General features: G+C 65.3%; 21 protein-coding genes. 3 read left to right on the forward strand and 18 right to left on the reverse strand.

Going from position 1 to position 22,847, the window contains the following annotated elements; genetic code table 11:
- Window positions 1–43 precede the first annotated feature (43 nt).
- A complete protein-coding gene (locus AC1Q7F_RS07150) occupies window positions 44–1,645 on the forward strand; it encodes a bifunctional aminoglycoside phosphotransferase/ATP-binding protein (protein ID WP_492505216.1) in 1,602 nt (533 codons plus the stop codon).
- 40 nt (window positions 1,646–1,685) lie between these two features.
- On the opposite strand, the gene AC1Q7F_RS07155 is transcribed toward AC1Q7F_RS07150, so the two are convergent.
- From AC1Q7F_RS07155 to AC1Q7F_RS07205, 11 genes are all read right to left on the reverse strand, one after another.
- Window positions 1,686–2,159 (reverse strand): hypothetical protein, encoded by a 474-nt coding sequence (locus AC1Q7F_RS07155; RefSeq protein WP_492505218.1) that lies wholly within the window; start codon window positions 2,157–2,159, stop codon window positions 1,686–1,688.
- 4 nt (window positions 2,160–2,163) lie between these two features.
- Window positions 2,164–3,381 carry a TIGR03862 family flavoprotein gene (locus tag AC1Q7F_RS07160; protein WP_492505220.1) on the reverse strand — a complete coding sequence of 406 codons (1,218 nt, stop codon included), beginning with the start codon at window positions 3,379–3,381 and terminating at the stop codon, window positions 2,164–2,166.
- A 97-nt stretch (window positions 3,382–3,478) separates the two neighbouring features.
- Window positions 3,479–3,841 (reverse strand): methyl-accepting chemotaxis protein, encoded by a 363-nt coding sequence (locus AC1Q7F_RS07165; RefSeq protein WP_054167173.1) that lies wholly within the window; start codon window positions 3,839–3,841, stop codon window positions 3,479–3,481.
- A gap of 198 nt (window positions 3,842–4,039) precedes the next feature.
- Window positions 4,040–5,620, reverse strand: coding sequence for a phosphoglycerate dehydrogenase (gene serA, locus AC1Q7F_RS07170; RefSeq protein ID WP_492505222.1), 1,581 nt, complete (start codon window positions 5,618–5,620; stop codon window positions 4,040–4,042).
- 186 nt (window positions 5,621–5,806) lie between these two features.
- Complete coding sequence (locus tag AC1Q7F_RS07175; protein ID WP_492505224.1) at window positions 5,807–6,964, reverse strand: phosphoserine transaminase; 1,158 nt, start codon at window positions 6,962–6,964, stop codon at window positions 5,807–5,809.
- A 547-nt stretch (window positions 6,965–7,511) separates the two neighbouring features.
- Window positions 7,512–9,218, reverse strand: coding sequence for a hypothetical protein (locus AC1Q7F_RS07180; protein ID WP_492505226.1), 1,707 nt, complete (start codon window positions 9,216–9,218; stop codon window positions 7,512–7,514).
- A 198-nt stretch (window positions 9,219–9,416) separates the two neighbouring features.
- Window positions 9,417–9,854: a GNAT family N-acetyltransferase gene (locus tag AC1Q7F_RS07185; RefSeq protein ID WP_492505228.1), complete on the reverse strand. Its 438-nt coding sequence runs from the start codon at window positions 9,852–9,854 to the stop codon at window positions 9,417–9,419.
- Between the two features lie 12 nt (window positions 9,855–9,866).
- Window positions 9,867–10,511, reverse strand: a complete 645-nt coding sequence (locus tag AC1Q7F_RS07190; protein WP_492505230.1) for a LysE family translocator — start codon at window positions 10,509–10,511, stop codon at window positions 9,867–9,869.
- A complete protein-coding gene (locus AC1Q7F_RS07195) occupies window positions 10,504–11,292 on the reverse strand; it encodes a PhzF family phenazine biosynthesis protein (RefSeq protein ID WP_492505231.1) in 789 nt (262 codons plus the stop codon). Before AC1Q7F_RS07195 ends, AC1Q7F_RS07190 begins: the two co-directional genes overlap by 8 nt.
- Window positions 11,293–11,310: 18 nt before the next feature.
- Complete coding sequence (locus AC1Q7F_RS07200; protein WP_492505233.1) at window positions 11,311–12,669, reverse strand: pyridoxal phosphate-dependent decarboxylase family protein; 1,359 nt, start codon at window positions 12,667–12,669, stop codon at window positions 11,311–11,313.
- Between the two features lie 103 nt (window positions 12,670–12,772).
- Complete coding sequence (locus tag AC1Q7F_RS07205) at window positions 12,773–13,375, reverse strand: LysE family translocator (RefSeq protein WP_492505235.1); 603 nt, start codon at window positions 13,373–13,375, stop codon at window positions 12,773–12,775.
- A 197-nt stretch (window positions 13,376–13,572) separates the two neighbouring features.
- On the opposite strand from AC1Q7F_RS07205, the gene AC1Q7F_RS07210 reads away from it, so the two are divergent.
- On the forward strand, window positions 13,573–14,994 hold the full coding sequence (locus AC1Q7F_RS07210) for an aminotransferase-like domain-containing protein (RefSeq protein WP_492505238.1): 1,422 nt from the start codon (window positions 13,573–13,575) through the stop codon (window positions 14,992–14,994).
- Here AC1Q7F_RS07210 and AC1Q7F_RS07215 read toward each other — a convergent pair whose 3' ends face one another.
- From AC1Q7F_RS07215 to AC1Q7F_RS07245, 7 genes are all read right to left on the reverse strand, one after another.
- Entirely contained in the window at window positions 14,995–15,756 is a 762-nt protein-coding gene (locus AC1Q7F_RS07215) for an NTP transferase domain-containing protein (protein ID WP_492505239.1), read from the reverse strand.
- A 5-nt stretch (window positions 15,757–15,761) separates the two neighbouring features.
- Window positions 15,762–16,916 carry a dATP pyrophosphohydrolase gene (locus AC1Q7F_RS07220; protein WP_492505241.1) on the reverse strand — a complete coding sequence of 385 codons (1,155 nt, stop codon included), beginning with the start codon at window positions 16,914–16,916 and terminating at the stop codon, window positions 15,762–15,764.
- Complete coding sequence (locus AC1Q7F_RS07225; RefSeq protein ID WP_492505243.1) at window positions 16,913–17,695, reverse strand: sterol desaturase family protein; 783 nt, start codon at window positions 17,693–17,695, stop codon at window positions 16,913–16,915. The genes AC1Q7F_RS07220 and AC1Q7F_RS07225 overlap by 4 nt, the downstream gene beginning before the upstream one ends.
- 114 nt (window positions 17,696–17,809) lie before the next feature.
- Window positions 17,810–18,892 (reverse strand): LPS export ABC transporter permease LptG, encoded by a 1,083-nt coding sequence (gene lptG / locus AC1Q7F_RS07230; RefSeq protein WP_492505245.1) that lies wholly within the window; start codon window positions 18,890–18,892, stop codon window positions 17,810–17,812.
- Complete coding sequence (locus AC1Q7F_RS07235; protein ID WP_492505247.1) at window positions 18,889–20,136, reverse strand: LptF/LptG family permease; 1,248 nt, start codon at window positions 20,134–20,136, stop codon at window positions 18,889–18,891. Before AC1Q7F_RS07235 ends, lptG begins: the two co-directional genes overlap by 4 nt.
- Window positions 20,133–20,579, reverse strand: coding sequence for an HIT family protein (locus tag AC1Q7F_RS07240; protein WP_492505249.1), 447 nt, complete (start codon window positions 20,577–20,579; stop codon window positions 20,133–20,135). Before AC1Q7F_RS07240 ends, AC1Q7F_RS07235 begins: the two co-directional genes overlap by 4 nt.
- 91 nt (window positions 20,580–20,670) lie before the next feature.
- On the reverse strand, window positions 20,671–21,588 hold the full coding sequence (locus AC1Q7F_RS07245; protein WP_492505251.1) for a metallophosphoesterase family protein: 918 nt from the start codon (window positions 21,586–21,588) through the stop codon (window positions 20,671–20,673).
- Window positions 21,589–21,717: 129 nt separating this feature from the next.
- Between AC1Q7F_RS07245 and AC1Q7F_RS07250 the strand changes: the two genes are divergently transcribed.
- Complete coding sequence (locus tag AC1Q7F_RS07250; RefSeq protein ID WP_492505253.1) at window positions 21,718–22,845, forward strand: CDP-alcohol phosphatidyltransferase family protein; 1,128 nt, start codon at window positions 21,718–21,720, stop codon at window positions 22,843–22,845.
- Window positions 22,846–22,847: the final 2 nt, after the last annotated feature.

The following is a 22,847-nucleotide window of genomic DNA, read 5'->3' on the forward strand; positions in this document are numbered from 1 at the left end:
ACGTCATTCGCTTACAGGTGAGATCAGTACAAGGGTGTTGCGCATGCACAGCAGTCCGGCACGCGACCGCGAAGAGATCGGAGAGGGCGGCCAGACCCTGGCCATCGCCCTGTTGTCTGACGCGTCCACCCATGGGCTGCCGCCCGGTGGCTCGGTTGATCGTATCGATACGCATGCGGCCCGCGTGTTCATGGCCGGCAGCCGTGCCTTCAAGATGAAGCGCGCCGTCACCTATCCCTTCTTCGACTATGCCACCCTGTCGCAGCGGCTGGACGCGTGCGAGGCGGAACTGGCGCTGAACCGGCGCACGGCGCCCGATCTGTATCTAGGCGTGGGCGGGCTGGTGCGCGGGGCCGACGGCAAGGTGCAACTGGTCGAACAGGCACCGGTGGCCGCCGATGGCGGGCCCGACCCGACGGTGATCGAGTATCTGGTCACCATGAAGCGCTTCCCACAGGCGGCCTTGCTGGACTGCATGGCCGGCGACGGCACCCTGTCCCCTTCCATCATGCGGGATCTGGCTGCCACCATCGCGGAATTCCACGAGACGGCGGAACCCAGGCCCAAGGCGCCGGGCGCCGAGGAGATGGCCGACCTGGCCCGCACCAACATCAGCGAGATGCGCAAACATGGCGCCTTGTTCGATGCTGCCATGGTGGATCGGCTGGACAGGGCCACGGAGACGGCGCTGGCGACGGGGGCGGACCTGATCGACCGGCGCCGCGATGCAGGCTATATCCGCCACTGCCATGGCGACCTGCACCTGCGCAACATCGTGATGCTGGAGGGGCGGCCGGTGCCTTTCGACTGCGTGGAGTTCGGCGACCGAATCGCGGTGACCGATGTGCTCTACGACCTGGCCTTTCTCCTGATGGATCTGGAGCACCGGCGGCTGCGGGGCTTGGCCAATATCCTGTTCAACCGCTATCTGGACATTACCGGCGATCTGGCCGGCCTGTCGTTGCTGCCCCTGTTCATGTCGGTGCGGGCCGGTATCCGGGCGCACCTGACAGCGTCGGCTGCGGCTGGCCAATCCGATGCGCGGCAGGCGGCGGCATTGAAGACAGAGGCGGCCTCATATCTGGAGCTGGCCCACCGGCTGCTGGACCCGCCGCCGCCTTCTCTGGTCGCCATCGGTGGCCTGTCGGGCACGGGCAAGACGACCCTGGCCCGCGCCCTGGCCCCCAACCTGGGGCCGGCGCCGGGGGCGGTGATCCTGCGGTCGGACGCGCTGCGCAAACGGTTGGCCGGGGTGGAGGAAAGCCAGCATCTGCCGGAAAACTTCTACGGCCCCGATCATTCCGCCCAGACCTACGCGGAACTGACGGGACAGGCCGGCTTGGTGCTGGACGGGCATCACGGCGTCATCTGCGACGCCGTCTATGCGCGCCCCGACCAGCGCCAGGCCATCGAGGATGTGGCTAGGGCGGCGGGCCTTGGCTTCACCGGCCTGTGGCTGGTCGCTGATCAGGCAGTGGCCATGGCCCGCGTCGCGCGACGCCGGGGCGATGCGTCGGACGCCACCGCGCAGGTGGTACGCCGGCAGGCCGCCTATGACCTGGGCGAGATGCGGTGGGAAGTGATCCCGGCCAGCGGCGACGCCGATGAGACGACAGCGATTGCCATGCGGCATATCGCAAAATAGTGGCGCCTTCCAAGCCGACGACCAGACAGTGCGGCTGCGATCACGCCGCCGTTCCGACCTCGTCCGTAATAACGGAAAAGGATTCCGCCATAATTTCCAGACACCCGATCTCTTCAATATAAAGGATGAAATGCCGCAAGACCCAGGGATATCGCGGCGGCGATTGCGCCTCGCGCAACTCCCGGATCCAAACGGAATCCTGCACTTCGCATAGCACTTCATAACAATCACTGATGTGCCAAGCGGTACAATGCCCGTCCGCGCGCTTGCGAAACGCACGCACCCGATCGAAATGAAGCTGGAATGGCCGCTCCATCTGCCGATTCTCGTCATAATATCGCGCCAGCAATGAAGCGCCGCCACCCTCCGTCCTGAAATCGGGTCCCGAGGTGATGGCCGGGTCACTGAAAGGCAACTCCATCAGCCTTGTCTTGACCTCATCAGTCGTGCCATTGGATGACCGGGTGCGGACGCCAAACGCTGCCAACACCGTTTCAACGATCCCCCAGCCCATCGTGTCACCTTACGGCTGGAAGGAGAAAATTCTCGACACCCCTGGCCACCGCCACGGCGGTGGCGTAGCAGCCCTGGAGCAGATAGCCGCCGGTCGGCGCCTCCCAGTCCAGCATCTCCCCGCAGGCGAAGGTGCCGTGAATGTCACGCAGCATCAGGTTGCCATCCAGCGCCGACAGCTTGACGCCGCCCGCGGATGAGATGGCGCGGTCCAGGCCGCGCTGGCCGGACAGGGGCACGGGCAGCGCCTTGACCAGACCCGACAGCACCGACGTCCGACCCAGATCGGCATCGCCGGCGAATTCGCGGATCAGGGCACCCATGGGCGGGGCCAAACTCAGCCCCTTGCGCAGCTTGTTGGCCAGGCTGTCGGCCGGCGGCACGCGGGCCAGCTTGTTCTGTACCTGGGCGAGCGACAGGTCGGGCTTCAGGTCCAGATGCACCAGGGCCTTGCCGTCCCGATCGATGGCATCGCGCAGGGGGGTGGACAGCGCATAGAGCGCCCCGCCCTCCAGCCCGGTCTTCGTCACCACCAGTTCGCCCGGCACCGTGCGGTCCTTGAAGGCGATGGCGATTCGCTTCAGCGGCTCCCCCTCCGACCGCTCCAGGAAACCCGGGCTCCAGGGCACGTCGAAGCCGCTGTTGGACGGGCGGAACGGCGCCAGTGGCACACCCCGATCCGCCAGCAGCGACGCCCAACCGCCATCGGAGCCCAGACGCGGCCAGCTGGCCCCGCCCAGCGCCAGTAGCGTGGCGGCGGGTTCAACGGTGATCACGCCCGCCGGCGTGTCGAAACTGACGGCGCCGTCGGCAGCCCAGCCCGTCCAGCGGTGACGGGTGAACAGCTCCACGCCCATCTTATCCAGCCTCTGCAACCAAGCGCGCAGCAGGGTGGAGGCCTTGAAGCTCTTGGGGAAGACGCGACCGGAACTGCCCACGAATGTCTCCACCCCCAGCCCGTGGCACCAGTCGCGCAACTGCGCGGGTGTAAAGGCGCGGATATGCGGGTCCATGAAGGGTCGGGCAGCGCCATAGCGGGTGATGAACCGGTCCAGCGGTTCGGAATGGGTGATGTTCAGCCCGCCGCGTCCCGCCATCAGGAACTTGCGCGCCGGGCTCGCCATCGCGTCGTGGATTTCCACCGCATGCCCGGCACCGGCCAGTATTTCAGCTGCCATCAGGCCCGCCGGGCCGGCACCGATGATCAGGATGGGGCGGGTCATGGGCAAAGTTCCGAACGGTGAGGCGGGAGAAGCATTGTGAACGAGAAAGGGCGGCGCCGTCGCCGGCACCGCCCTTTATCCAAACCCGGTGCCGAAATCAGGCGTGGGTGATCGCGCGCTCGACCAGCTGACCCAGATGCTGGGTGCGCTTGGTGAGGCTCTGCAGCACGGCGGAGATTTCGGCCGTGGCGGCGGCGGTCTGGCCCGACAGGTTCTTCACCTCACCGGCCACGACGGCGAAGCCCTTGCCGGCCTCACCTGCGCGGGCGGCTTCGATGGTGGCGTTCAGGGCCAGCAGGTTGGTCTGCTTGGCGATGGCGTCGATCTGCTGCGCCACCGTGCCGACCTTTTCAATTTCGGTCCGCAGGCCTTCCAACTCGCGGCTGATTTCCTGCAAGGCGGAGGAAACCTCGCTCTTGCCAGCGCCGGAGAGATTGCTCGATTCGCTGCCGTACTTCATCTGCAAAGGCCTTGCGTCTATGGGTTGCCCGTCTTGAACCCGCTTCCTGCCGGGTCCGACAGATTACATAGCACAAACTATCGAACGGCATGGTTACGATTTTCCACATCGCGCACCACTTTCGGATAGGGCGCGACCAACGAAAAAGGGGAGAGCCGAAGCCCTCCCCCTTCACCATTCCCCGATGATCGGGAAGGTTTATGCGAATGCCAGTTCCGTCACGCGCACCACGCTGGGCAGGGCGCGGATGGTGGCCAGCAGGGCCTCGTCCACCTTCTGATCGACCGACACCAGACAGATGGCGTTGGCGCCCGGCGCCGTGCGGCCCAGGTGGAAAGTGGCGATATTGACGCTGGCATTGCCCAGCGTCGTGCCCAGCTTGCCGATGAAGCCCGGCTTATCCTCGTTGCGGACGAACAGCATGAAGGGCGTCACCTCGGCTTCGATCGGCACTTCGTCGATCTCGACCAGGCGCGGCTTGTCGCCACCGAACAGGGTGCCGGTCACGCTGCTGACGCCCTTGTCGGTGGTGACAATGATGCGAACCAGGGTGTGGTAATCGCCGTCCACGGCGCGCTTGGTCTCCGCCACCTTGATGTCACGCTCCTTGGCGATGACGGGGGCGTTGACCATGTTCACCGACTCCATCAGCGGGCCCAGCAGGCCCTTCAGGACGATGGCGGTCAGCGGACGGGTGTTCAGCGTCGCGGCCTGGCCTTCATACTCGATGGTCACGCCCTTCAGGTTGCCGTCGATCAGCTGGCCCACGAAGCCGCCCAGCTGTTCGGCCAGCTTCATGTAGGGGCGCAGGCGCGGGGCCTCCTCGGCCGTCACCGACGGCATGTTCAGGGCGTTGACGACCGCACCGCTGACCAGATAGTCGGCCAGCTGCTCGGCCACCTGCAGGGCCACATTCTCCTGCGCTTCCGTGGTGGAGGCACCCAGATGCGGGGTGGCGACGACCTTTTCATTGCCAAACAGCGGGTGGGCCTTGGCCGGCTCCTCCGCGAAAACGTCCAGGGCGGCGCCGGCGACATGGCCGGCCTCGATGGCAGCCTGCAGGGCCTCTTCCACGATCAGGCCGCCACGGGCGCAATTGATGATGCGCACGCCCTTCTTGGTCTTGGCCAGGGCCTTGGCGTCCAGAACGCCCTTGGTGGCCTCGGTCAGGGGCGTGTGCAGGGTGATGAAGTCAGCGCGCTTCAGCAGCTCGTCCAGCTCCACCTTCTCCACGCCGATTTCCGTGGCGCGTTCGGGCGACAGGAACGGGTCGAAGGCAATGACCTTCATCTTCAGGCCGATGGCGCGGTCGGCGACGATGCCCCCGATATTGCCGCAGCCGATGACGCCCAGCACCTTGCCAAACAGCTCCACGCCCATGAAGCGGTTCTTTTCCCACTTGCCGGCATGGGTGGAGGCGTTGGCGGCCGGGATCTCACGGGCCAGCGCGAACATCATGGCGATGGCATGCTCGGCGGTGGTGATCGAGTTGCCGAACGGCGTGTTCATGACGACAACGCCACGGGCCGTGGCGGCCGGGATGTCCACGTTATCGACACCGATACCGGCGCGGCCGACAACCTTCAGGTTGGTGGCGGCGGCCAGGATATCCTTGGTCACCTTGGTGTTGGACCGGATGGCCAGACCATCATATTCGCCGATGATGGCCTTCAGCTCGTCGGGCTTCAGGCCGACCTTGACGTCGACCTCGACGCCACGCTCCTTGAAAATCTCAACGGCGCGGGGGCTTAGGCTGTCGGAAATCAGAACCTTGGGCATTTGGGGGTCCTTCGCATGAAGATGCGGGATTGAATTTTCTCGTCACCACGGCGTAAGCCGGGGCCCAGGGGTCGGGGGAACAGTGGGTGACGCTGCGTCACTGTCTATTGCCGGAAGGGTAGAACCGGTGGCCCCTGGGTCCCGGCTTTCGCCGGGATGACGCGGAATAGATCTGCGAGCGCTGGATCAGCCGGCCTTGACCGTGGCGTAGGCCCAGTCCAGCCAGGGCAGCAGGGCCACGATGTCGGCGTTTTCGACCGTGGCGCCACCCCAGATGCGGATGCCCGGGGGCGCATCGCGGTAGGATCCGGCGTCCAGCGCCACGCCTTCCTTTTCCAGCAGGCTGGTCAGCTTCTTGGCGATTTCCGCCTGCGCCTCGGCCGGCTGTTCCGTCGCCCAGGGATCGACGATCTTCAGGCAGATGGAGGTGCAGGAACGGCTCTCCGCCGTCTCGGCCAGGAAGTCGACCCAGTCGGTCGCGGATACCCAGTCGGCCACGGCCTTCAGGTTGGCTTCCGACCGGCCGATCAACCCTTCCAGACCGCCGACGGACTTGGCCCAGTTCAAGCCGTCCAGCGCGTCTTCGACCGCGATCATCGAAGGCGTGTTGATTGTCTCACCCTTGAAGATGCCTTCCGACAGCTTGCCGCCGCTGGCCATGCGGAAAATCTTCGGCATCGGCCAGGGGGGCGTGTAGTTCAGCAGCCGTTCCACGGCGCGGGGGCTCAGCGCCAGCATGCCGTGTGCCGCCTCACCGCCCAGCACCTTCTGCCAGGACCAGGTGACGACATCCAGCTTGTCCCAGGGCAGGTCCATGGCGAACGCGGCAGAGGTCGCGTCACAGATGGTCAGGCCTTCGCGGTCGGCCGGAATCCAGTCGCCATTGGCGACGCGGACGCCCGACGTGGTGCCGTTCCAGGTGAAGACCACATCGCGGGAAAAATCGATGGTCTTGAGGTCGGGCAGCTTGCCATAGCCGGCGGTCAGCTGACGGACGTCTTGCAGCTTCAGCTGCTTCACGACGTCGGTGACCCAGTCCTTGCCGAAGCTTTCCCAGGCGACCATGTCGACGCCGCGGGCACCCAGCAGCGACCACAGGGCCATTTCGACGGCGCCGGTGTCGGAGGCCGGAACAATGCCCAGCCGATAATCGGCGGGAATGCCCAGGATTTCCTTGGAGAGGGTAATCACCTGCTCAAGCTTGGCCTTGCCGGGCTTGGAGCGGTGCGAGCGGCCCACCAGGGCGCCCTTCAGGGCTTCGATCGACCAGCCCGGGCGCTTGGCGCAGGGACCGGACGAGAATTGCGGATTAGCGGGGCGATTGCCCGGCTTCGGCGCAGCCATTATGGCTATTCCTTCCAGAATAGTAGCATCCCGTTGGGGGGATGTGACCCGCCGCCGAAGCTATTGCTTGGGCAGATGCCCGTCAATGGGGCATCGCTGCGCACGGATCAGATTTCTGCTCTGCGAAGCACGCGGGGGAAAGAACACGACAGACGTTACCGCTCGCCAGGGATCGTTAACCTACAACGCGCCGATACACCGCCAAGCGTAAGCCGTGGCTTAGGTCAGAAGAAACGGCTTCTGCAGTACTTCTCGGTCCCGTCGGCAAGAAAATCGAAGTCCATATCTAAGCCTTCAATAAAGAAGGAAAATACAACTGTTTCCAAAAGAACGATAATAGAGCAATATGGATGGCTATTTACACGATGCCTCATTAATCTTGACATCACGAAGAAAAAATACACGAGAGGAATATTGGAAACTGGCTCCGGGCACTCATCGTTCGACGGTATGTATGGCATGAGCAGGGCAAGTGACAGAAATAGAAAAACCGCATCAACTCGATGAATATTATTCCAAACGATGGGAAAAATGGGCTTCATCGATCTTATCCCATCGGCAGCAGCGACTTGTCCACCAGCCCCGATTCCAGCATGGCGTTGCACAGCTTGAAATAGGCGTCGCGGCGTTCCTGGGCGCCGGGGAAGCGCTCCAGATAGTTCAGGATGAATTCCGGGCGCTTCAATGCCTGGGTCAGCTGATCAGCCGCCAATTGCCGGGCACGTCCCTCCGGCAGGCCGCCGCACAAGCGCACGATGGTCAGGATACGATCGGCGAACGGCATGCTGTTATTGGCCAGGATCTCCGTGCGGATGCTGTCGAAGATCGAACTGTCCAGGATTTCCGCCATCTCGCGCTTCGTTGCGGCCGGCATGCCCGACATCACGATGCGCCGCGCGAATCCGCCCAGGGTCTTGATCGACTCCATGCGGTTGCCCATCTCGCGGATCAGATCCTCCGGCACGATCAGGCTGCGCAGGTAGGTGGCGATCTTGGCCTTGGGAGCATCACCGGGGGCGGTCTCCGCCAGGGACAGCACGGTTTCCGCCTTGCCCATGGGGCTGCGGATCGGGCCGATCAGTTCCGACATGGCCTCGGGCTGGATCAAGCGGTCGGCGCGCTGGGCCAGCGCCTCCAGCACTTCCTCGTCCCTCGCCAGGGTCGGTGCATGCTTGCGCAGATAGGTGATGACCTCGACCGTCGCTTCCATCTCGTCCCGGATACCGCGGTCGCTGCGCAGCGGCAGGCGGGAATGGAGATGGCGCAACAGGCCCAGGCGCAGTTCGGCCAGCGTGCGGGGCAGCACACCTTCCGACAGCAGCATCGACAGCGCCTTGACGCCCGCCGGCTGCTCCCCCTGCCCGCTGCCCATATTGCCGACATAGAGATCCACGGCGCTCAGCACCAGTTCCAGCCGCTGCTTCTCCTGCCCGGCCAGTTCCTTCAACGCGAAGGGAGAGGCCAGGATTTCCGCCGCTATGCTGTCCAAGATGCGCATTTCCCGCACCGACAGGTCCGGCGTGGACAGCAGGAACAGCCGGTCCAGCTTTTCCACCCAGCTCTTGGCATCGGCCAGATGCGCCGCCACGGCGCGGTAGAGAGCACGGGACAGGCCGTCGGCCGGACCTTTATACGCCGCAACTACATCCAGAAGGCCGCCGGGGCCGATCTTCAGCGGCGGGTTGCCCTTGCCTTCCTTGACCAGCACCGCCAAGCCGTTATCGGCGATGTTCATCAACTCCTTCATGCGCGACACAGCCGTCTGCTTCGTGCCGCGCACCTGCACGGATGCCAGTCGCTGCAAGGCGCCCTGCACGGTGGTGCCGGCCTGGTCCAGGACACGGGCATGCACCTCGTAATTCAGGATTTCCAGCGGTGTCAGGCGCTTCTCGTCCAGGAACCTGGCGAAGAAGGCGCGGAACATCTGCCGCTGGATATCGCCCATCAGGTCTTCGGGCTTGTCGCACCAGGACGCGTCGCGGCCGGGATTGGCGCGTGCCAGAGGGTCCGCCTCCTGCACGCCATTGCGCAGGCGCTTCACCATGGTCACGGTGGTCAGGAACTCATGATCCTTGTAGTCGGACCGGCGGACAAGGCGGATGCCATCCACCTCGTTGCGCTGCACCAGCATGGCCGCAGACGGCTCCAGCTGCCGCAGGTCGGGCGACTCCCGCACCACCAGCCACAGGTCGCCGTGGAAACTGTGCAGTTCATAGACCGTCTGGACGGTACCGATGAGTTTCTGTTTGTCCACAGGCAAGGGCTCGATAAAACCGTCCGCAACGCCGACCACGTGGCGGGTCGCGGTCGACGCCAACGGCTGGCAGGTCTGAAAGCCGGGCTATCTTGCTCAATTCTCCATCCGGGGTAAACAGTGGAATAACGGCTGAGCAGTTTAGGCCGAAAGGCATAGAACTGTTTTACCACCTATGAGAGCAACCAAAGCGACAGTTCAGGTCCGCGCCGACCGTGTCATTACTCTTTCCGGTGTATCGATCGGACAGAAGCCGAACTTCGCATACAACCCTTGCGCGTCGGCGGTGAACAGCATGAAACGGCGCAAATCCGCCCATTCCGGACGGTTCACCACCGTGTCCACCAGAAAGGTTCCCAGCCCGCCGGCCCGCCGCGGCGGGTCCATCCAGACATCGGCCAGATAAGCGAAACTGGTGTGGTCGGTGATGACCCGGCAATAGCCGATCTGGAAACAATTGAAATCATAGAGCCCGATGGCCACGGAATGGCGGGCCGCACGCTCCACCTTTTCGCGGGTGATTCCCGGCGACCAGTAGCTGGATGCCAATGCCGGATGGATGAAATCGAAATCCAGCCGGGCCGGATCATTGCTGATGACGTGCCCGTCAGCGTGACGGACTTCCCAGATATCCACCTCGTCTACTCCCTAGCGGTTGATGGCCATATGGGCTGCCAGCCCGGCCAGGACGGAGCCCATCACCATACGCTGCACCCGTGCCCACAGCGGCCGGCCCGATAGAAACCGTGCGATTTCACCGGCGATCAGGATGAAGACGCTGTTGATGGACAGGCTGATGGCGATCTGCATGGCACCCAGCGTCAGGCCCTGGACCAGTACAGAGCCGCGTGCCGGATCGATGAATTGCGGCAGCAGCGACAGGTACAGCATCGCCGCCTTGGGGTTCAGCAGGTTGGTCAGCAATCCCATCGAATAAAGCCGCCAGGGTCCGTCCGGGGGCAGGTCGCGCACCTGAAAGGGGGAATGGCCACCAGGACGCAGGGCGTTCCAGGCCAGCCAGGCCAGATAGGCGGCACCAGCCCAGCGGATGACCTCAAAGGCCAGCGGCACGGCCTTCAGCATCGCCGCCAACCCCAGCACCGTAGCGGTCAGAAAGATGATGAAGCCGGTCGCCACACCCAGCAGCGACACCAGACCCGCAGCCCGCCCCTGGCAGATGGAGCGGGAAACCAGATAGGCCATGTTGGGGCCGGGCGTCAGCACCATGCCCAGGCACAAGGCCGCGAAACCACCTAGAACAGGCGGCGGCACCAGCGCGAAAAGGTCAGACATGGATCGTCCCCTCCAGGTACAGCACGGCATTGCCAGCAATATGCACCCGGTCACCCAGCAGGCGGCATTGCAGCTTACCGCCGCGCCCAGAGACTTGGCGCGCTTCCAGCACGTCCTTGCCCAGCCGGTCGGCCCAATAAGGGATCAGGGTGCAATGGGCGGAGCCGGTGACCGGATCTTCGGGAATGCCATCCATGGGCGCGAAGAAGCGGGAAACGAAATCCACCCCCGGCTCATCCCCCGGCGCCGTCACGATGGTCATGCGGCCCACACCGTTCAGCAGGGCGAAGTCCGGCGACAGCGCCCGCACCGTGGCCGCATCCTTGTAGACCACGAACCAGTCGCGCGCGGCCTGCACCAGTTCCGGCGGTGGCCCGCCCAGGGCCTTGATCAGGTCGGGATGCACATCGATCGCCTGTGGGGCGCGGGTGGGGAAATCCAGCGTGTAGAGATCGTCGGCATAGAGCACACGCAGGCTTCCCGCCACCTTGGTGCGGAAGGTGAATTCCGTGGCGTCCGTGTCGATGAAGTTCCGGCTGATGAAGGCCGAGGCCAGCGTGGCATGGCCGCACAGGTCGATCTCATTGGCCGGCGTGAACCAGCGGATGAACCAGCCATCGCCATCACGGACGAAAAAGGCGGTTTCGGCCAGGTTGTTCTCCGCCGCGATGGCTTGCATCACGGTGTCAGGCAGCCAGTCTTGCAGCGGCACCACGGCGGCCGGATTGCCGGCAAACAATGTGTCGGTGAAGGCATCGACCTGATAGAGGGGCAGGCGCATGATCGGTTCCTCGAAGGGTCAGACGGTTTCGCGCAGGCTGGCCAGCACGGCGATGGCGCGATCGATCTCCGCCTCCCCCGTGCGCCAGCTTGAAATGGACAGGCGGGCGGCAGGCCGGCCGCGCCAGACAGTGGGGCCGAACCAGAGTTCGCCGGATGCTTCGGCGGCCTTCCGGATGCGGGTCAGACGGGCGCCATCCTCATCCCCCTCCAGCCGGATCAGCACCTGGTTCAGGACGACACGGTTCAGCACCTCGAAACCCGTGGCGCGCAGGCCATCGGCCAGACGACGGGCCAGAGCGCGGTGGCGGTCCACCATGGCGGCGATCCCATCCACACCCAGCGTACGCAGCGCCGCCCATATGGGAACGCCGCGTGCCCGGCGGGAGAATTCCAAAGTCAGGTTCTTCTGTGCGAACGGATCGGCGGCGGCATAGGCGGCGTCGCTGTTCATGGCATCGGCCAGGGCACGCGCGTCGCGGCAGATGGCGATGGCCCCGTCATAGGGCGTGTTCAGCCATTTATGCCCGTCGGTGGTCCAACTGTCCGCACCGTCCAGCCCGGCCGTCAGGCGCACGGCGTCCAATGACAGGCGGGCCCAGAGGCCGAAGGCGCCATCGACATGCACCCAGGCCCCGGCCGCACGGGCAGCCTGGATCAGCGGGATGAACGGGTCGAATTCACCCATATTCACCTCGCCGGCCTGCAGGCAGAGGATGGTCATGTCGTCCAGCGGCGGCAGACGGGCGGGATCGACGCGGCCATGATCATCGGTGGTGGCGATGACCAGATTGTCCAGGCCGAAGCCCAGGATGCGCAGGGCCTTGCGCACCGTGACATGCACCGTCTCCGACACCACCACCCGCACGGTCGGCGATCCGGCCAGTCCCTGCCGGTCGACATCCCAGCCCTTGTGCGCCAACAGCGACCGCCGTGCCGCCGCGATACAGGCGAGGCCGCAGGCCGTAGCAGAGGTGCCGAAACCCACAGCGGCATCACGCGGCAGGTCGAGTGCTTCCAGCAGCCATTGCCCCGCCAGCTTCTCCAGCGTCGCCGCCACGGGTGAATTGTCGAAGGAGGATGCGCACTGATCCCAGGCCAGCATCAACCGTTCGGCTGCCGCCGCAGCCGGCAGGGCGCCACCGATGACGAAGCCGAAATAGTTCGGGCCATTGCTGGTGACCGTGGCGGGCGTGCCGATCCGGTCCAGCAAGTCCAGCGTCTCCGCCGCCGGACGCCCATGGCGTGGCATGGGTTCCTGGAAGGCCCAGAGGGCCGCCAGCGCATCGGCATCGGGAAACACCCGGCGATCGGCCACGCCTGCCAGATAGGCGGCGGCGCGATTGTCCGCATCGCGGATCAGGGCAAGCTCGTCCATGATTGTCCCTGTCAGAAAGGGCAACGCCGCAAGCAAGCAGCACAATCATTAGGTACAATCAGGACAATGAGGGCTCAATGCCGAAATTGTACCCATAACAAGATCACAGCAGCAACAGCAGCGCACTCGCCGCAGTGGCCAAGCCCAGAAAGCCGTTGAACAGGCGCAGGCGGCGGTCATCGCGCAGCCAGTTGCCCATGGCCTGGCCGAACAGCACCCAGAGCAGGGTCCAGGGCATGCCCAGCAGCAGGAAGACGGCCGTGATGGTCAGGATGCTGCCCCATTCGCCCAGCTGCGGCATGCGATAGATGGCATGCACCGACAAGGCCATGGCCAGGCCCTTGGGATTGATGAACTGGAAGGCAGCAGCCTGCATGAAGGTCAGCGGCTTGGCTCGCGATCCCGCTTCCGGCCGGCCCGCCGTGCCGATCTTGAAGGCCAGATACAGCATATAGGCCACGCCGGCATATTTCAGCACCGGTTCCAACACCGGCACCGCATGCATCAACGCCTCTCCCCCCACGCCGGCCAGCAGCAGCAGGGAACCGAAGCCGACGACGATCCCCAGCATGTTGGGCACGGTGCGGCGGAAGCCGAAGGTGGCGCCGGATGCGGCCACGATCATGTTGTTGGGGCCGGGCGTGACGGAGGTGACGATGCAATAGGCGGCCAAGGCCAACAGGATTTCGGTCAGGCTGTTATCCATCGCGCCCTCCATGGGAAGGGTGACAATCCATATTGTCACCGTCGAGTTGCGGTAATTGTCACCCTGCTTCGCATTTTTGCCGGGTTGAGCCAGCCGCCTCTTCTGGATATTGTGGAGACAATCAAGCGTCAATGTGCGGATTGTTCCTGACACCCATGCGACAATGGGGGACAATTTCCGCCACGGAGGGATGCGCCATGAACCAGCCCGCCACCGTCCGCTGGCAGCCCGCCATCGCCAGCCGTCCCGGACCGCTGTACCGCGCCATCGCGGCGGCGCTGGCGGAGGATATCGCCAACGGCACCCTGCCGCCCGGCACCCGCCTGCCGACCCATCGTGACCTGGCCTGGGACCTGAAGGTCACCGTCGGCACCATCACGCGGGCCTATCAGGAGGCCGAGCGCCAGGGCCTGATCGGCGGCGAGGTGGGGCGCGGCACCTTCGTGCGCGACCCGCGGCGGCTGACGGAACCGGTGGTGGAAGCCGGCGGCAGCCTGATGGATGTCAATGTCGGGCTGATCGACCTGTCGGTGAACGCGACCGCGCTGTGGCCCGACGCCCAGGCGCTGTCCGCCGCAACCCAGGCCGTGGCGCTTCGCCCGGACCTGGTGGCGCTGATGTCCTATCAGACGCCGCTGGGCCATCCGCGCCTGCGCGCCGCCATTGCCGACTGGCTGGCTGACAGCGCCAACATGCATGTGGCGCCAGAACAGGTGCTGCTGGCCGTGGGCGGCCAGGGCGCCATGCTGACGGCCCTGTCCGCCGTGACCCGGCCAGGCGACACGCTGCTGGTCGAACAATTGACCTATCCCGGCCTGCGGGCCGTGGCGCTGCATCTGGGCCTGCGGCTGGTGCCGGTTTCCATGGATGCCGACGGATTGCTGCCCGACGCGGTGGAACAGGCGGCGCGCGCGCATGGCGCACACGCGCTCTATTGCATGCCGACCTTGCAGAACCCCACCACGGTGACCCTGTCGCTGGAACGGCGCCGGGCGCTGGTCGACGTGGCGCGGCGCATCGGGCTGATGCTGATCGAGGATGATGTCTACGGCTTCCTGAAGCAGCCGGCACCGCCCACTCTGGCCAGCCTGGGGCCGGACGTGACGCTCTATATTTCCAGCCTGTCCAAATCGCTGTTCCCCGGCCTGCGCACCGGCTATGTCGTCGGGCCCCGGCCCTTGTTCGACCGGCTGGCCACCATCCTGCGCGCCACGGTGCTGGCCCCGGCCCATATGGGCACGGTGATCGCGGCCGAACTGATCGACAGCGGGGAAGCCGGGCGCATCGCCCATCGCCGCCGCCTGCTGGTGGCCGAACGCCAGGCCCTGGCCCGTGCCGCCCTGTCGGGGCTGGACCTCACCGGTTCCGACCCCGCCGTTACCCATCTGTGGCTGCCATTGCCTGACAATGTGCGGCGGGAGGAACTGGTGCGCGGCGCGCTGGAACGCGGGGTGAAGATCACGTCGGCCGACGGGTTCGGCCTGGGCAAGGGCGAAGTGCAGAACGCCGTGCGCATCTGCCTGATGGGCGTGGACCATGCCTGTCAGCTGGAAAAGGGCCTGTCGGTGGTGGAAGGCTTGATCAGCAATCCCGTGGCGACCAGTGCCGCCTGGGTATGATCAGGAGAGCAACCGCTCCGCCAGTTCCACATCCGCCGCCTTGTCGACATCGACGGCGGCAAGGCCGAAGGGCATCTCGACCATGGCGGCCTTCGCCCCGGTAATGCGGCCCAGCCGGTCAAGCGCACCGGCCACGGTCAGGCGGCCGGTGATGAATTTCAGGATCGACAGCGGGCCCAGCAGGCGGATCATGCGCAGCGGATGCTTGCGCTGGGCCTCCACCTGCCGCCAGATGCGGGCCACGCCTTCCGATGCCGGCGTGCGGAAGGCAAACAGGTTGCAACCGGAAAAGGCCCCGTCGGCGAAGCGCAGATAGGTGCGCTTGGTCTCCGGTACCGCCGCCTGGATGACGCTGTCCCGCGCCAGGCCGACGCAGACATCCGACCCGTCCGGCAGGTGCGACAGGAAATGATCGACCCATTCCGGACACAGCAGCGCATGGTCGGCCGTGGTCACGAACAGCGGCGTGCCCAGCGCCGCCAATGCCGCCGACACGGTACGGCTGGGGCTGCCTTCCGCCGGCAGCAGGGCCAGACGTCCGCCGGCCAGCAACAGGCCCAGTTCCGGATGATCCGCCACCAGCTCCGGCCGCTCGATGGCGATATGGATGATCCCCACCGACGGCGACGCGATCAGGGCGCGCACCACGCGCACCAGCATGGGCACGCCAGCGATGGGGGCGAACGCCTTGTGGCTGACGCCCATCAGCTTGGCCACCGGATCGTCGGGCCCGCGCGATCCCGCCAGGACCAGGGTCGTCATCGCACTCACAGCGGTTTGCCGTACAGGCGATAGGTCTTGTAGCGGGAGGTGCCCACCGCCTCGATGATGCGGCGCATGGGCAGATTGTCCTCCAGAATCCAGGACAGCTCGATCCATTCATAACCCAGCTGTCTGGCCTCGCGACGCATGCTATCGACGATCAGGAAGGGCAGGACGGCCTGCATCCAGCCGCCCACGTCACGCCGCACCCCCATCAGGGGCACACGCGCCGTCTTCACGCCCTTCACCTTCAGCCGCCACAGCATCTTGATCAGGCCGAAGGGCAGCAGCTTGCCGCCCAGATCGGCAATCGCCTCATTCAGATTGGGCAGACAGACGCCGAAGGCAACGGGGGTGCCATTCACCTCCGCGATCCAGGCCAGCTTGGGATTGATCAGCAGCTTCAGCGACTTGGCCATCTGCTTGGTCTCGGCCTCCGACAGGGGCACGAAGCCCCAGTTGCCGGACCAGGCATTGTTGAAGATGGAGGTGATGCTCTCCAGATCCTGCTCGTACCGCTTCATGTCCAGCATGCGCAGGGTCAAGGTGGCCGGCAGCGGCCGGTCGATGATCTGACGCACCGCCTTGGGCAGGTCGTGCTGGATGTCATAGAGATAGGCGTAGATATCCTTGGCCTTGGTCAGGCCCGCCGCCTCGATCCGCGGCCCCAGATAGGGGCGGTCATGGCCCATCAGCAGCATGGGCGGGCGGTCCCAGCCATCGACCAGCAGCCCCGTCTCCTCATTGATCGACAGGTTGAAGGGGCCGACCATATGGACCATGCCCCGCGCACGCAGCCAGTCGGCTGCTGCGGCGAACAGCGCGTCCACCACCGCCTGGTCATCCTCAACCGCCAGCAGGCCGAAATGGCCCGTGGCATCCTTGCGGATATGCAGCCCGGCGCGGTCGATCTGGGCGGAGATGCGGCCCACCACCGTCTCCCCGCGCAGGGCCAGGAAGAACATGACCTCGGCATGCTGGAAATAGGGGTTCAGCTTGGGCGACAGCGTCTCCTGCCGCTCCATATACAAGGGCGGGACCCAGTTGGGGTCGCCCTCATGCAGGCGGTATGGCAGGGCGATGAACCGGTCCACGCCCTTGGAGCCGGGTTCCACCTGTTCAATACGGATGCCGGCGTCCCCGCCCTGGCGGGCGGTCAAGATGCGGCCTTCACGCCATCGCTGTTGCCCGATGCCGGCGGACGCGGCGGCCGGTCGCGCGGCGGGGCGCCGGTCAGTTCCATCACCCAGGGATAACGCTTCGCCTCCTCCACGTCATAGCCCAGGTTGAACACCGTCGGGCTGCGCGGCTTCTGCTTGGCCTCACCGTAAAAGGTGCCCAGCAGCATGTCGGGACCATAGGAGATGATGCCGTAATTCCCATCCTCATTATGGAAGTGATGGTAGAGGTGCAGCTGCTTGATGCGCGCCACCCAGGCCCAGCGCGGCTTGTAGTTCAGGTGCTGGATGCAGTGGAAGAACTCATAGATGCAGGTGGTGACCAGCCCGGTGGCCAGCGCCGTGGCCGCGCCTGCCTGGCCATCGATGGACCAGCCGACGGGGACGGTGACCAGGGCGATGGTGGGCAAGGTGTTGGCCAGGCTGCCAAACAGCACCTCCAGCTTGTGCGGGTCCTGGTGATGGTCGAAATGGATGCGCTTCCACAGGGCCGCCGACCATTTCATCCGGTAGAGCCAGCGGCCATGCAGGATGTAGCGGTGGATCAGGTACCAGGCCAGCGGGTAGATGAAGGAGGCGACCAGCACGATCACCGCCATCCGGCCCCAATTCTCCGTCCAGATCAGCGCGAAGACGGCAGAGATCGCCGCCAGCGCCGCGTAGGCCTGGATCGCCGGATACGTGGAATAGGCAAACGCCAGTTCCCGCAGGTTCATCTTGCCGAGGTCATAGCTGCGGCCGCTCCAGGCATCGCCCCACATGCCCCTACCCTTTCCAAAATCAGTACCAGCCACAGGCCAGTATCATCGTGCCGTCAAATTAGGCCCCGTAAGGGCCGGCATCAAGGGCGATGCGGCATTGCGACGCCGTACCGCCTATCCTTCAACATAGACCATGATCGCCCCGCCGATGGCGGCGAAGAAGATCAGCGGCGCCCAAACCGCCACGACCGGCGGCAGCACGCCGGCTTGGCCCATCGAGCCCAGGATGCCTGCTGACAGCAGGAAGACCAAGCCGATCACAGTGCCCAGCGCCAGGCTGCCCATCGCCCCGCCGCGCCGGCGCATGCCATGCGCCACGGGGGCCGCCAGCAGCAGCATGACCAGCGATGCCAACGGAGCGGCATAGGTGGAATGCAGGCGGGTGGCATAGAAGGCCGGACTGCCACCACCGGCCCAGGTGCCCCGCACGATGCGCAGCAGCCGGTGAAAGGAGATGTTTTCCATCGGCTTGCGCAGGTCGACCATGTTGTTGGGCGACAGGTCCTCGCGCCACAGTGTGCTGTCCTCATGCGTGGTGCGTACCGGATCGCCGATGCGGGTGCGGTTGACATCGAACAGGCGCCAACCATCGGGCCCGTGCTCCCCGCGCGCGGCCGACATCAGGGCGGTGGCCTTTCCCGTCGCGTCACGGCTGACCATTTCCAACCCGGTGATTTTCCGGCCATCGTCGGAGATGCTGGCGATGCGGACCACGTTGTCGCCCAGACGGAACCAGACGGGCTTGTCCGGACTGTCGTCATCGGGGTTGTCGGCTACATTGTCGGTGGCGGCCCACCAGCTGACGAAGGCGCGTTCGGCCCGCGGCGCCACCTGGTCGGACAGCAGGAAATGGCCGATGGCGACCACCAGCGCCGCTGGCAGCAGCGCCCCCATGATCTGGTACGGCGTCATGCCCACCGACCGCATGGCCACGATCTCGTTCGTGGATGCGAACGTCCAAAGGGTGGAGAGGGAGCCGATCAGCACCGCCAGCGGCACCACCCGCTCCACCACCATGGGCAGGCGGATGATGGTGTAATAGATCAGCCCACCGCCGCCCAATCCGCGTTCAAGCACGGTAGAGGCGGCGTCCAGCAGATCCAGCAACTGCAATAACGCCGACAAGGCAAACAGTACCGACAGCACACGGACCAGGAAGGTGCGGGTCAGGTAGCGGGTGATGGTGCTGCGGTTCATGACTTGGCACCCCCCGCCTTCTTCTTGCGCTTGAACAGCTTGGCGATCATGGCGCCAACCGTGTCGATGGCATCGAACATGGCCGCGAACGGGTTCTCCCCCGGCCGCACGTCGGCACGATGGAACAGCCAGCCGCACAGCAGGCAGAACAGCCCGAACGGCACCCAGATGCCGATCATGGGCGACAGGCGCCCGACATCACCCAGGCTTTCACCCAGCTGGATCAAATGGTGATAGAGGATCAGGATCAGGGTGGCCAGCGCGATGCCCTGCCCGCGCCGCGCTCGCTTGGCCGCCATGCCCATGGGCACAGCCAGCAGCGGCAGCAGCGGCAGCGACAGCGACCGGGCCAGCCGCGCATGAAATTCCGATTCCAGCCTTGTGTGCGGCACGATCGATGTCGGGTCCTGCATTTCCGTCCACAGCTCATGCAGGGTCAGTTCGCGCTCGCTGCCACCACGGTCGCGGAACGGTTCGGTGACCAGCTGGAACGGCTTGTCCAGCGTCAACTCCCCGAATTCCATCACCTGCCGACGGCCATCGGGCAGCACGCGCACCTGCACACCGTCATGCAGGGTCAGCAGCACGCGCTGCCGGTCCTCTGTGGCGGCAAGGGCGCCGGTGGCTGATGTCGTCACCCATTTCTCGCCATTGTCGCGTTCCTGCTGCACGAACACTTTCTCCAGCCGGCGGCCGGTAATGTCCACGATGTCGGCGGAGATGGTGACGCCTTCGCCGGCATCCACGAAGGTGCCCTGCGGCACCGTCGCATCCCAGGCGGCATTGACCACCATGTGATAGATAGCGCTGTAGCCATAGCGGCCATAGGGTTGGAGATAGCCGAACAGCAGGATGGAAAATACCATCAGCGCCACGCCCAAGGCCAGGAAGGACCGGGCGATGCGCGGCACGGACAGGCCAGCCGATTGCAGCGCGTCCAGCTCATTATCCTCCCCCATGCGGGCGACGATAATGAACATGGAGATGAAGAAGGCGGCGGGCAGGGCCAGACCGAGATAATGCGGCACCAGATTGGCGACCAGCCACATCACCATGTTGAACGGCCCGCCATGGTTGGCCAGCAGGTCGAACAGGCGCAACAGCCGTTCCATCAGCAGCGCCACCAGCACCACGGCCAGCGACGCGAACAGCGGCTTCAGCGTCTCAATCAGGATATAGCGGTCGATCCGCTGCGTTGAATGCAGCGGGCCCGGCTGTTCAGCCGGAAGGGGGGAACCGGTCACGTCGCATCCATCCAGATGGCCTTCAGGTCGGCGACCAGGGCGGCCAGTGTCGCAGCATCCAGCGCCACGGCCTGACCCAGCGCCGGCGGACCGGGCCACCCGGCATCGGCGAAGCTGAGCCCCGCAAAGTCGCGAACACCCTCATACCGGGGGATAACGTGGAAATGCACGTCGGGGTCCACCATCATCAGCATCAGATAGTTGATTTTCTGATAGGCGGTGAAGCGGGTCAGCACCGTCTCCACCCTGGCCACGACGGTCTGCAGTTCCGCGAAGGCGGCCGGGCTTAACTGGCCGAAAGCCGTTGCCGGCTCTTTACAGACCAGCACCAGGGCGCCCAGCGCCGGCTGGTGCGGCCGCACCTGCACGGACCAGAACGCGGTCTCCGCCACGACACTGGCCGGATGGCCGAATTTCAGCATGGTGGCGTTGGGTATGGTCATGGCAGGCGGAACTCGGGGACAGGCATGCGGGCAAGCGTCCACTTTAGAGATTAACGCCGGATGTGGCAACGAACGCTCAAACGTAGCCGATTCATCCAGCACCGGTACCCGGCAGCCGCAGGGACCAGCCACCCAGCGCCGTGACGGGCGCATCGCGGCGTTCGACGCCGCGCACCTCCACCTGCACGCGCCAATCGGGCCCGTCTGTGTCCACCGTCACAAGGTGCCAGCGGGCCGGCATGTCATGGCGATAGCCGATGGCCGAGGCCGACGGCGCCGTCAGGCTGGGGATCGGGCCCAGCGGTCCCCTGATCATCGACAGGTCGGCATGGTGGGCATGGCCGTGCAGCAGCATCTCCGCCCCCGTCCTTGCCAGCAGGGCGCGCAGCGCCTTGCGGTCGGTCAGGCCCTTGCGGTTGGAAACCACACCGTCGGCCACGGGATGATGCACCATCAGCACCCGGAACAGCCCGCGTCGCCCGGCATCGGACAGCATGTCGCCCAGCCGTTCGATCTGTTCGGTCCCCAGATGCCCCTGGGCCAGCAGCGGTGCGGTGGGCACCCCGGAATTGGCGCCGATGAAGGCCACCGGCCCGCGCTGGCGCAGATAGGGGAAGGCGACCGCTGCCAGACCGTCGCCGGTCATGTAGTCAGCCCACAGGCCTAGGCCCTGGTCGAAGGGAACCGGCACCATGGCGTCATGGTTGCCGGGCACATAGCTGACGCCCCGGCCCGGCCCGATGGACCGCAGCCAGTCGGCCCCCCGCTGGAACTCCCCCGGCAGGGAGATGTTGGCGATGTCGCCGGTCACGGCCCAATGGTCCACGCCTTGCGACCTTATGTCCGCGACGATGGCGGCCAGCATGGCGGGCGTATGGGCATGGCGGCGCTTGCGCTGCCAGGACTGATAGCTGAGCGTGCGTTTCGACAGCCATTCAAGGCCCCGGGGCCGGTCAGGCGCCAACGGCAGGTGCGGATCGGACAGATGGGCGAAGCGGAAGGGCTGCATGGACGCCAACCTACAATGCCGCGCGGCCCATAGGCAAAGGCCGCGTCTGGATGTATGAAGTCGTTCAGGAATCTCCCCTGACCATGGTTCAAGACCTTGTCCGCCGACAATCCCTCCGCTGAGACCACAATGCCGATGGCTGCCACCATCGGCGACAATCCCGTCCGCCTCTGGGGCATGACCTCCGCCGAGCGCCTGCGCCGCCAATGCGTGCGCAACGGCGTGAAGGATGTGCGGGCCTGGGACGGGCTGGATAGCGGCCACGCACAATTGCTGCTGCGCACCGACTGGGTGTTCGACGAGGTGCTGGTGCGCGATCTGGCCAAGCGGCCGGGCACCATCCTGGTCGATGCCCGCAATAGGGAGCCGGTGGCGGCGCATGTGACGGCGAACGACGCGGCGGAAGCGGCGGAAATGCTGTCCAGCAGCCGAATCGTGCCCGGCGGCCTGTCGGCCCGGCTGCGCGTGCTGGAGCCGGACGAGCTTTCCTCCTCCTATAACCACGCGCTGCGCAAGCGCGAGGTGCCGTTCCTGCTGCGCCTGACGCCGGAGGCGCTGCCCCGGATCGAACAGCGGATGTTCGCCGGCAGCTACAAGGGTGTGACGGACGTCATTACCAAATATGTCTGGCCCCTGCCGGCCCGGCACGTCACCAAGGCCTGCGCCGTCATCGGCATGACGCCCAACATGGTGACCGGCATCGGCGCGGTGCTGATGCTGCTGGCCCTGTGGCTGTTCGCACAGGGCCACTATCTGCCGGGCCTGGCCTGCGGTTGGGTGATGACCTTCCTGGACACGGTGGACGGCAAGCTGGCCCGCGTCACCCTGACCAGCAGCAAATGGGGCAATATCTTTGACCATGGCATCGATCTGGTGCACCCGCCGTTTTGGTGGTGGGCCTGGGTCGCGGGTCTGCCGGCGGCTGGATTCGCCATGCCGGGGGGAGAGGCCTTCGCGCTGATCGTCATCTGGACGGGCTATGTCTCCCAGCGCCTGCAGGAAGGCTATTTCATCCGGAAGTTCAAGATCGACATGCATACCTGGCGGCCGTTCGACGGCTTCTTCCGGCTGATCACCGCGCGGCGCAACCCCAATCTGGTGATCCTGACCCTGGCCACCCTGCTGGGGCGTCCGGATATCGGCATGGCGCTGGTGATCTTCTGGATCGTGGCCTGCTTCGCCGTGCATATGGCGCAGATCGTCCAGGCGCATCAGGCGGCCAAGAAGGGCCCTATCGTTTCGCACTTGGCCTCCTGATC

The organism is Niveispirillum sp. GW835-FHT14G11 (genome assembly GCF_058793615.1).

Bases quoted from the DNA above. Each gene is read 5' to 3' on its own strand.
- AC1Q7F_RS07150 (WP_492505216.1), top strand. From the start codon at position 44: ATGCACAGCAGTCCGGCACGCGACCGCGAAGAGATCGGAGAGGGCGGC.
- AC1Q7F_RS07155 (WP_492505218.1), bottom strand. From the start codon at position 2,159: ATGGGCTGGGGGATCGTTGAAACGGTGTTGGCAGCGTTTGGCGTCCGC.
- AC1Q7F_RS07160 (WP_492505220.1), bottom strand. From the start codon at position 3,381: ATGACCCGCCCCATCCTGATCATCGGTGCCGGCCCGGCGGGCCTGATG.
- AC1Q7F_RS07165 (WP_054167173.1), bottom strand. From the start codon at position 3,841: ATGAAGTACGGCAGCGAATCGAGCAATCTCTCCGGCGCTGGCAAGAGC.
- serA (WP_492505222.1), bottom strand. From the start codon at position 5,620: ATGCCCAAGGTTCTGATTTCCGACAGCCTAAGCCCCCGCGCCGTTGAG.
- AC1Q7F_RS07175 (WP_492505224.1), bottom strand. From the start codon at position 6,964: ATGGCTGCGCCGAAGCCGGGCAATCGCCCCGCTAATCCGCAATTCTCG.
- AC1Q7F_RS07190 (WP_492505230.1), bottom strand. From the start codon at position 10,511: ATGTCTGACCTTTTCGCGCTGGTGCCGCCGCCTGTTCTAGGTGGTTTC.
- AC1Q7F_RS07195 (WP_492505231.1), bottom strand. From the start codon at position 11,292: ATGCGCCTGCCCCTCTATCAGGTCGATGCCTTCACCGACACATTGTTT.
- AC1Q7F_RS07200 (WP_492505233.1), bottom strand. From the start codon at position 12,669: ATGGACGAGCTTGCCCTGATCCGCGATGCGGACAATCGCGCCGCCGCC.
- AC1Q7F_RS07205 (WP_492505235.1), bottom strand. From the start codon at position 13,375: ATGGATAACAGCCTGACCGAAATCCTGTTGGCCTTGGCCGCCTATTGC.
- AC1Q7F_RS07210 (WP_492505238.1), top strand. From the start codon at position 13,573: ATGAACCAGCCCGCCACCGTCCGCTGGCAGCCCGCCATCGCCAGCCGT.
- AC1Q7F_RS07215 (WP_492505239.1), bottom strand. From the start codon at position 15,756: ATGACGACCCTGGTCCTGGCGGGATCGCGCGGGCCCGACGATCCGGTG.
- AC1Q7F_RS07225 (WP_492505243.1), bottom strand. From the start codon at position 17,695: ATGTGGGGCGATGCCTGGAGCGGCCGCAGCTATGACCTCGGCAAGATG.
- lptG (WP_492505245.1), bottom strand. From the start codon at position 18,892: ATGAACCGCAGCACCATCACCCGCTACCTGACCCGCACCTTCCTGGTC.
- AC1Q7F_RS07240 (WP_492505249.1), bottom strand. From the start codon at position 20,579: ATGACCATACCCAACGCCACCATGCTGAAATTCGGCCATCCGGCCAGT.
- AC1Q7F_RS07245 (WP_492505251.1), bottom strand. From the start codon at position 21,588: ATGCAGCCCTTCCGCTTCGCCCATCTGTCCGATCCGCACCTGCCGTTG.
- AC1Q7F_RS07250 (WP_492505253.1), top strand. From the start codon at position 21,718: ATGCCGATGGCTGCCACCATCGGCGACAATCCCGTCCGCCTCTGGGGC.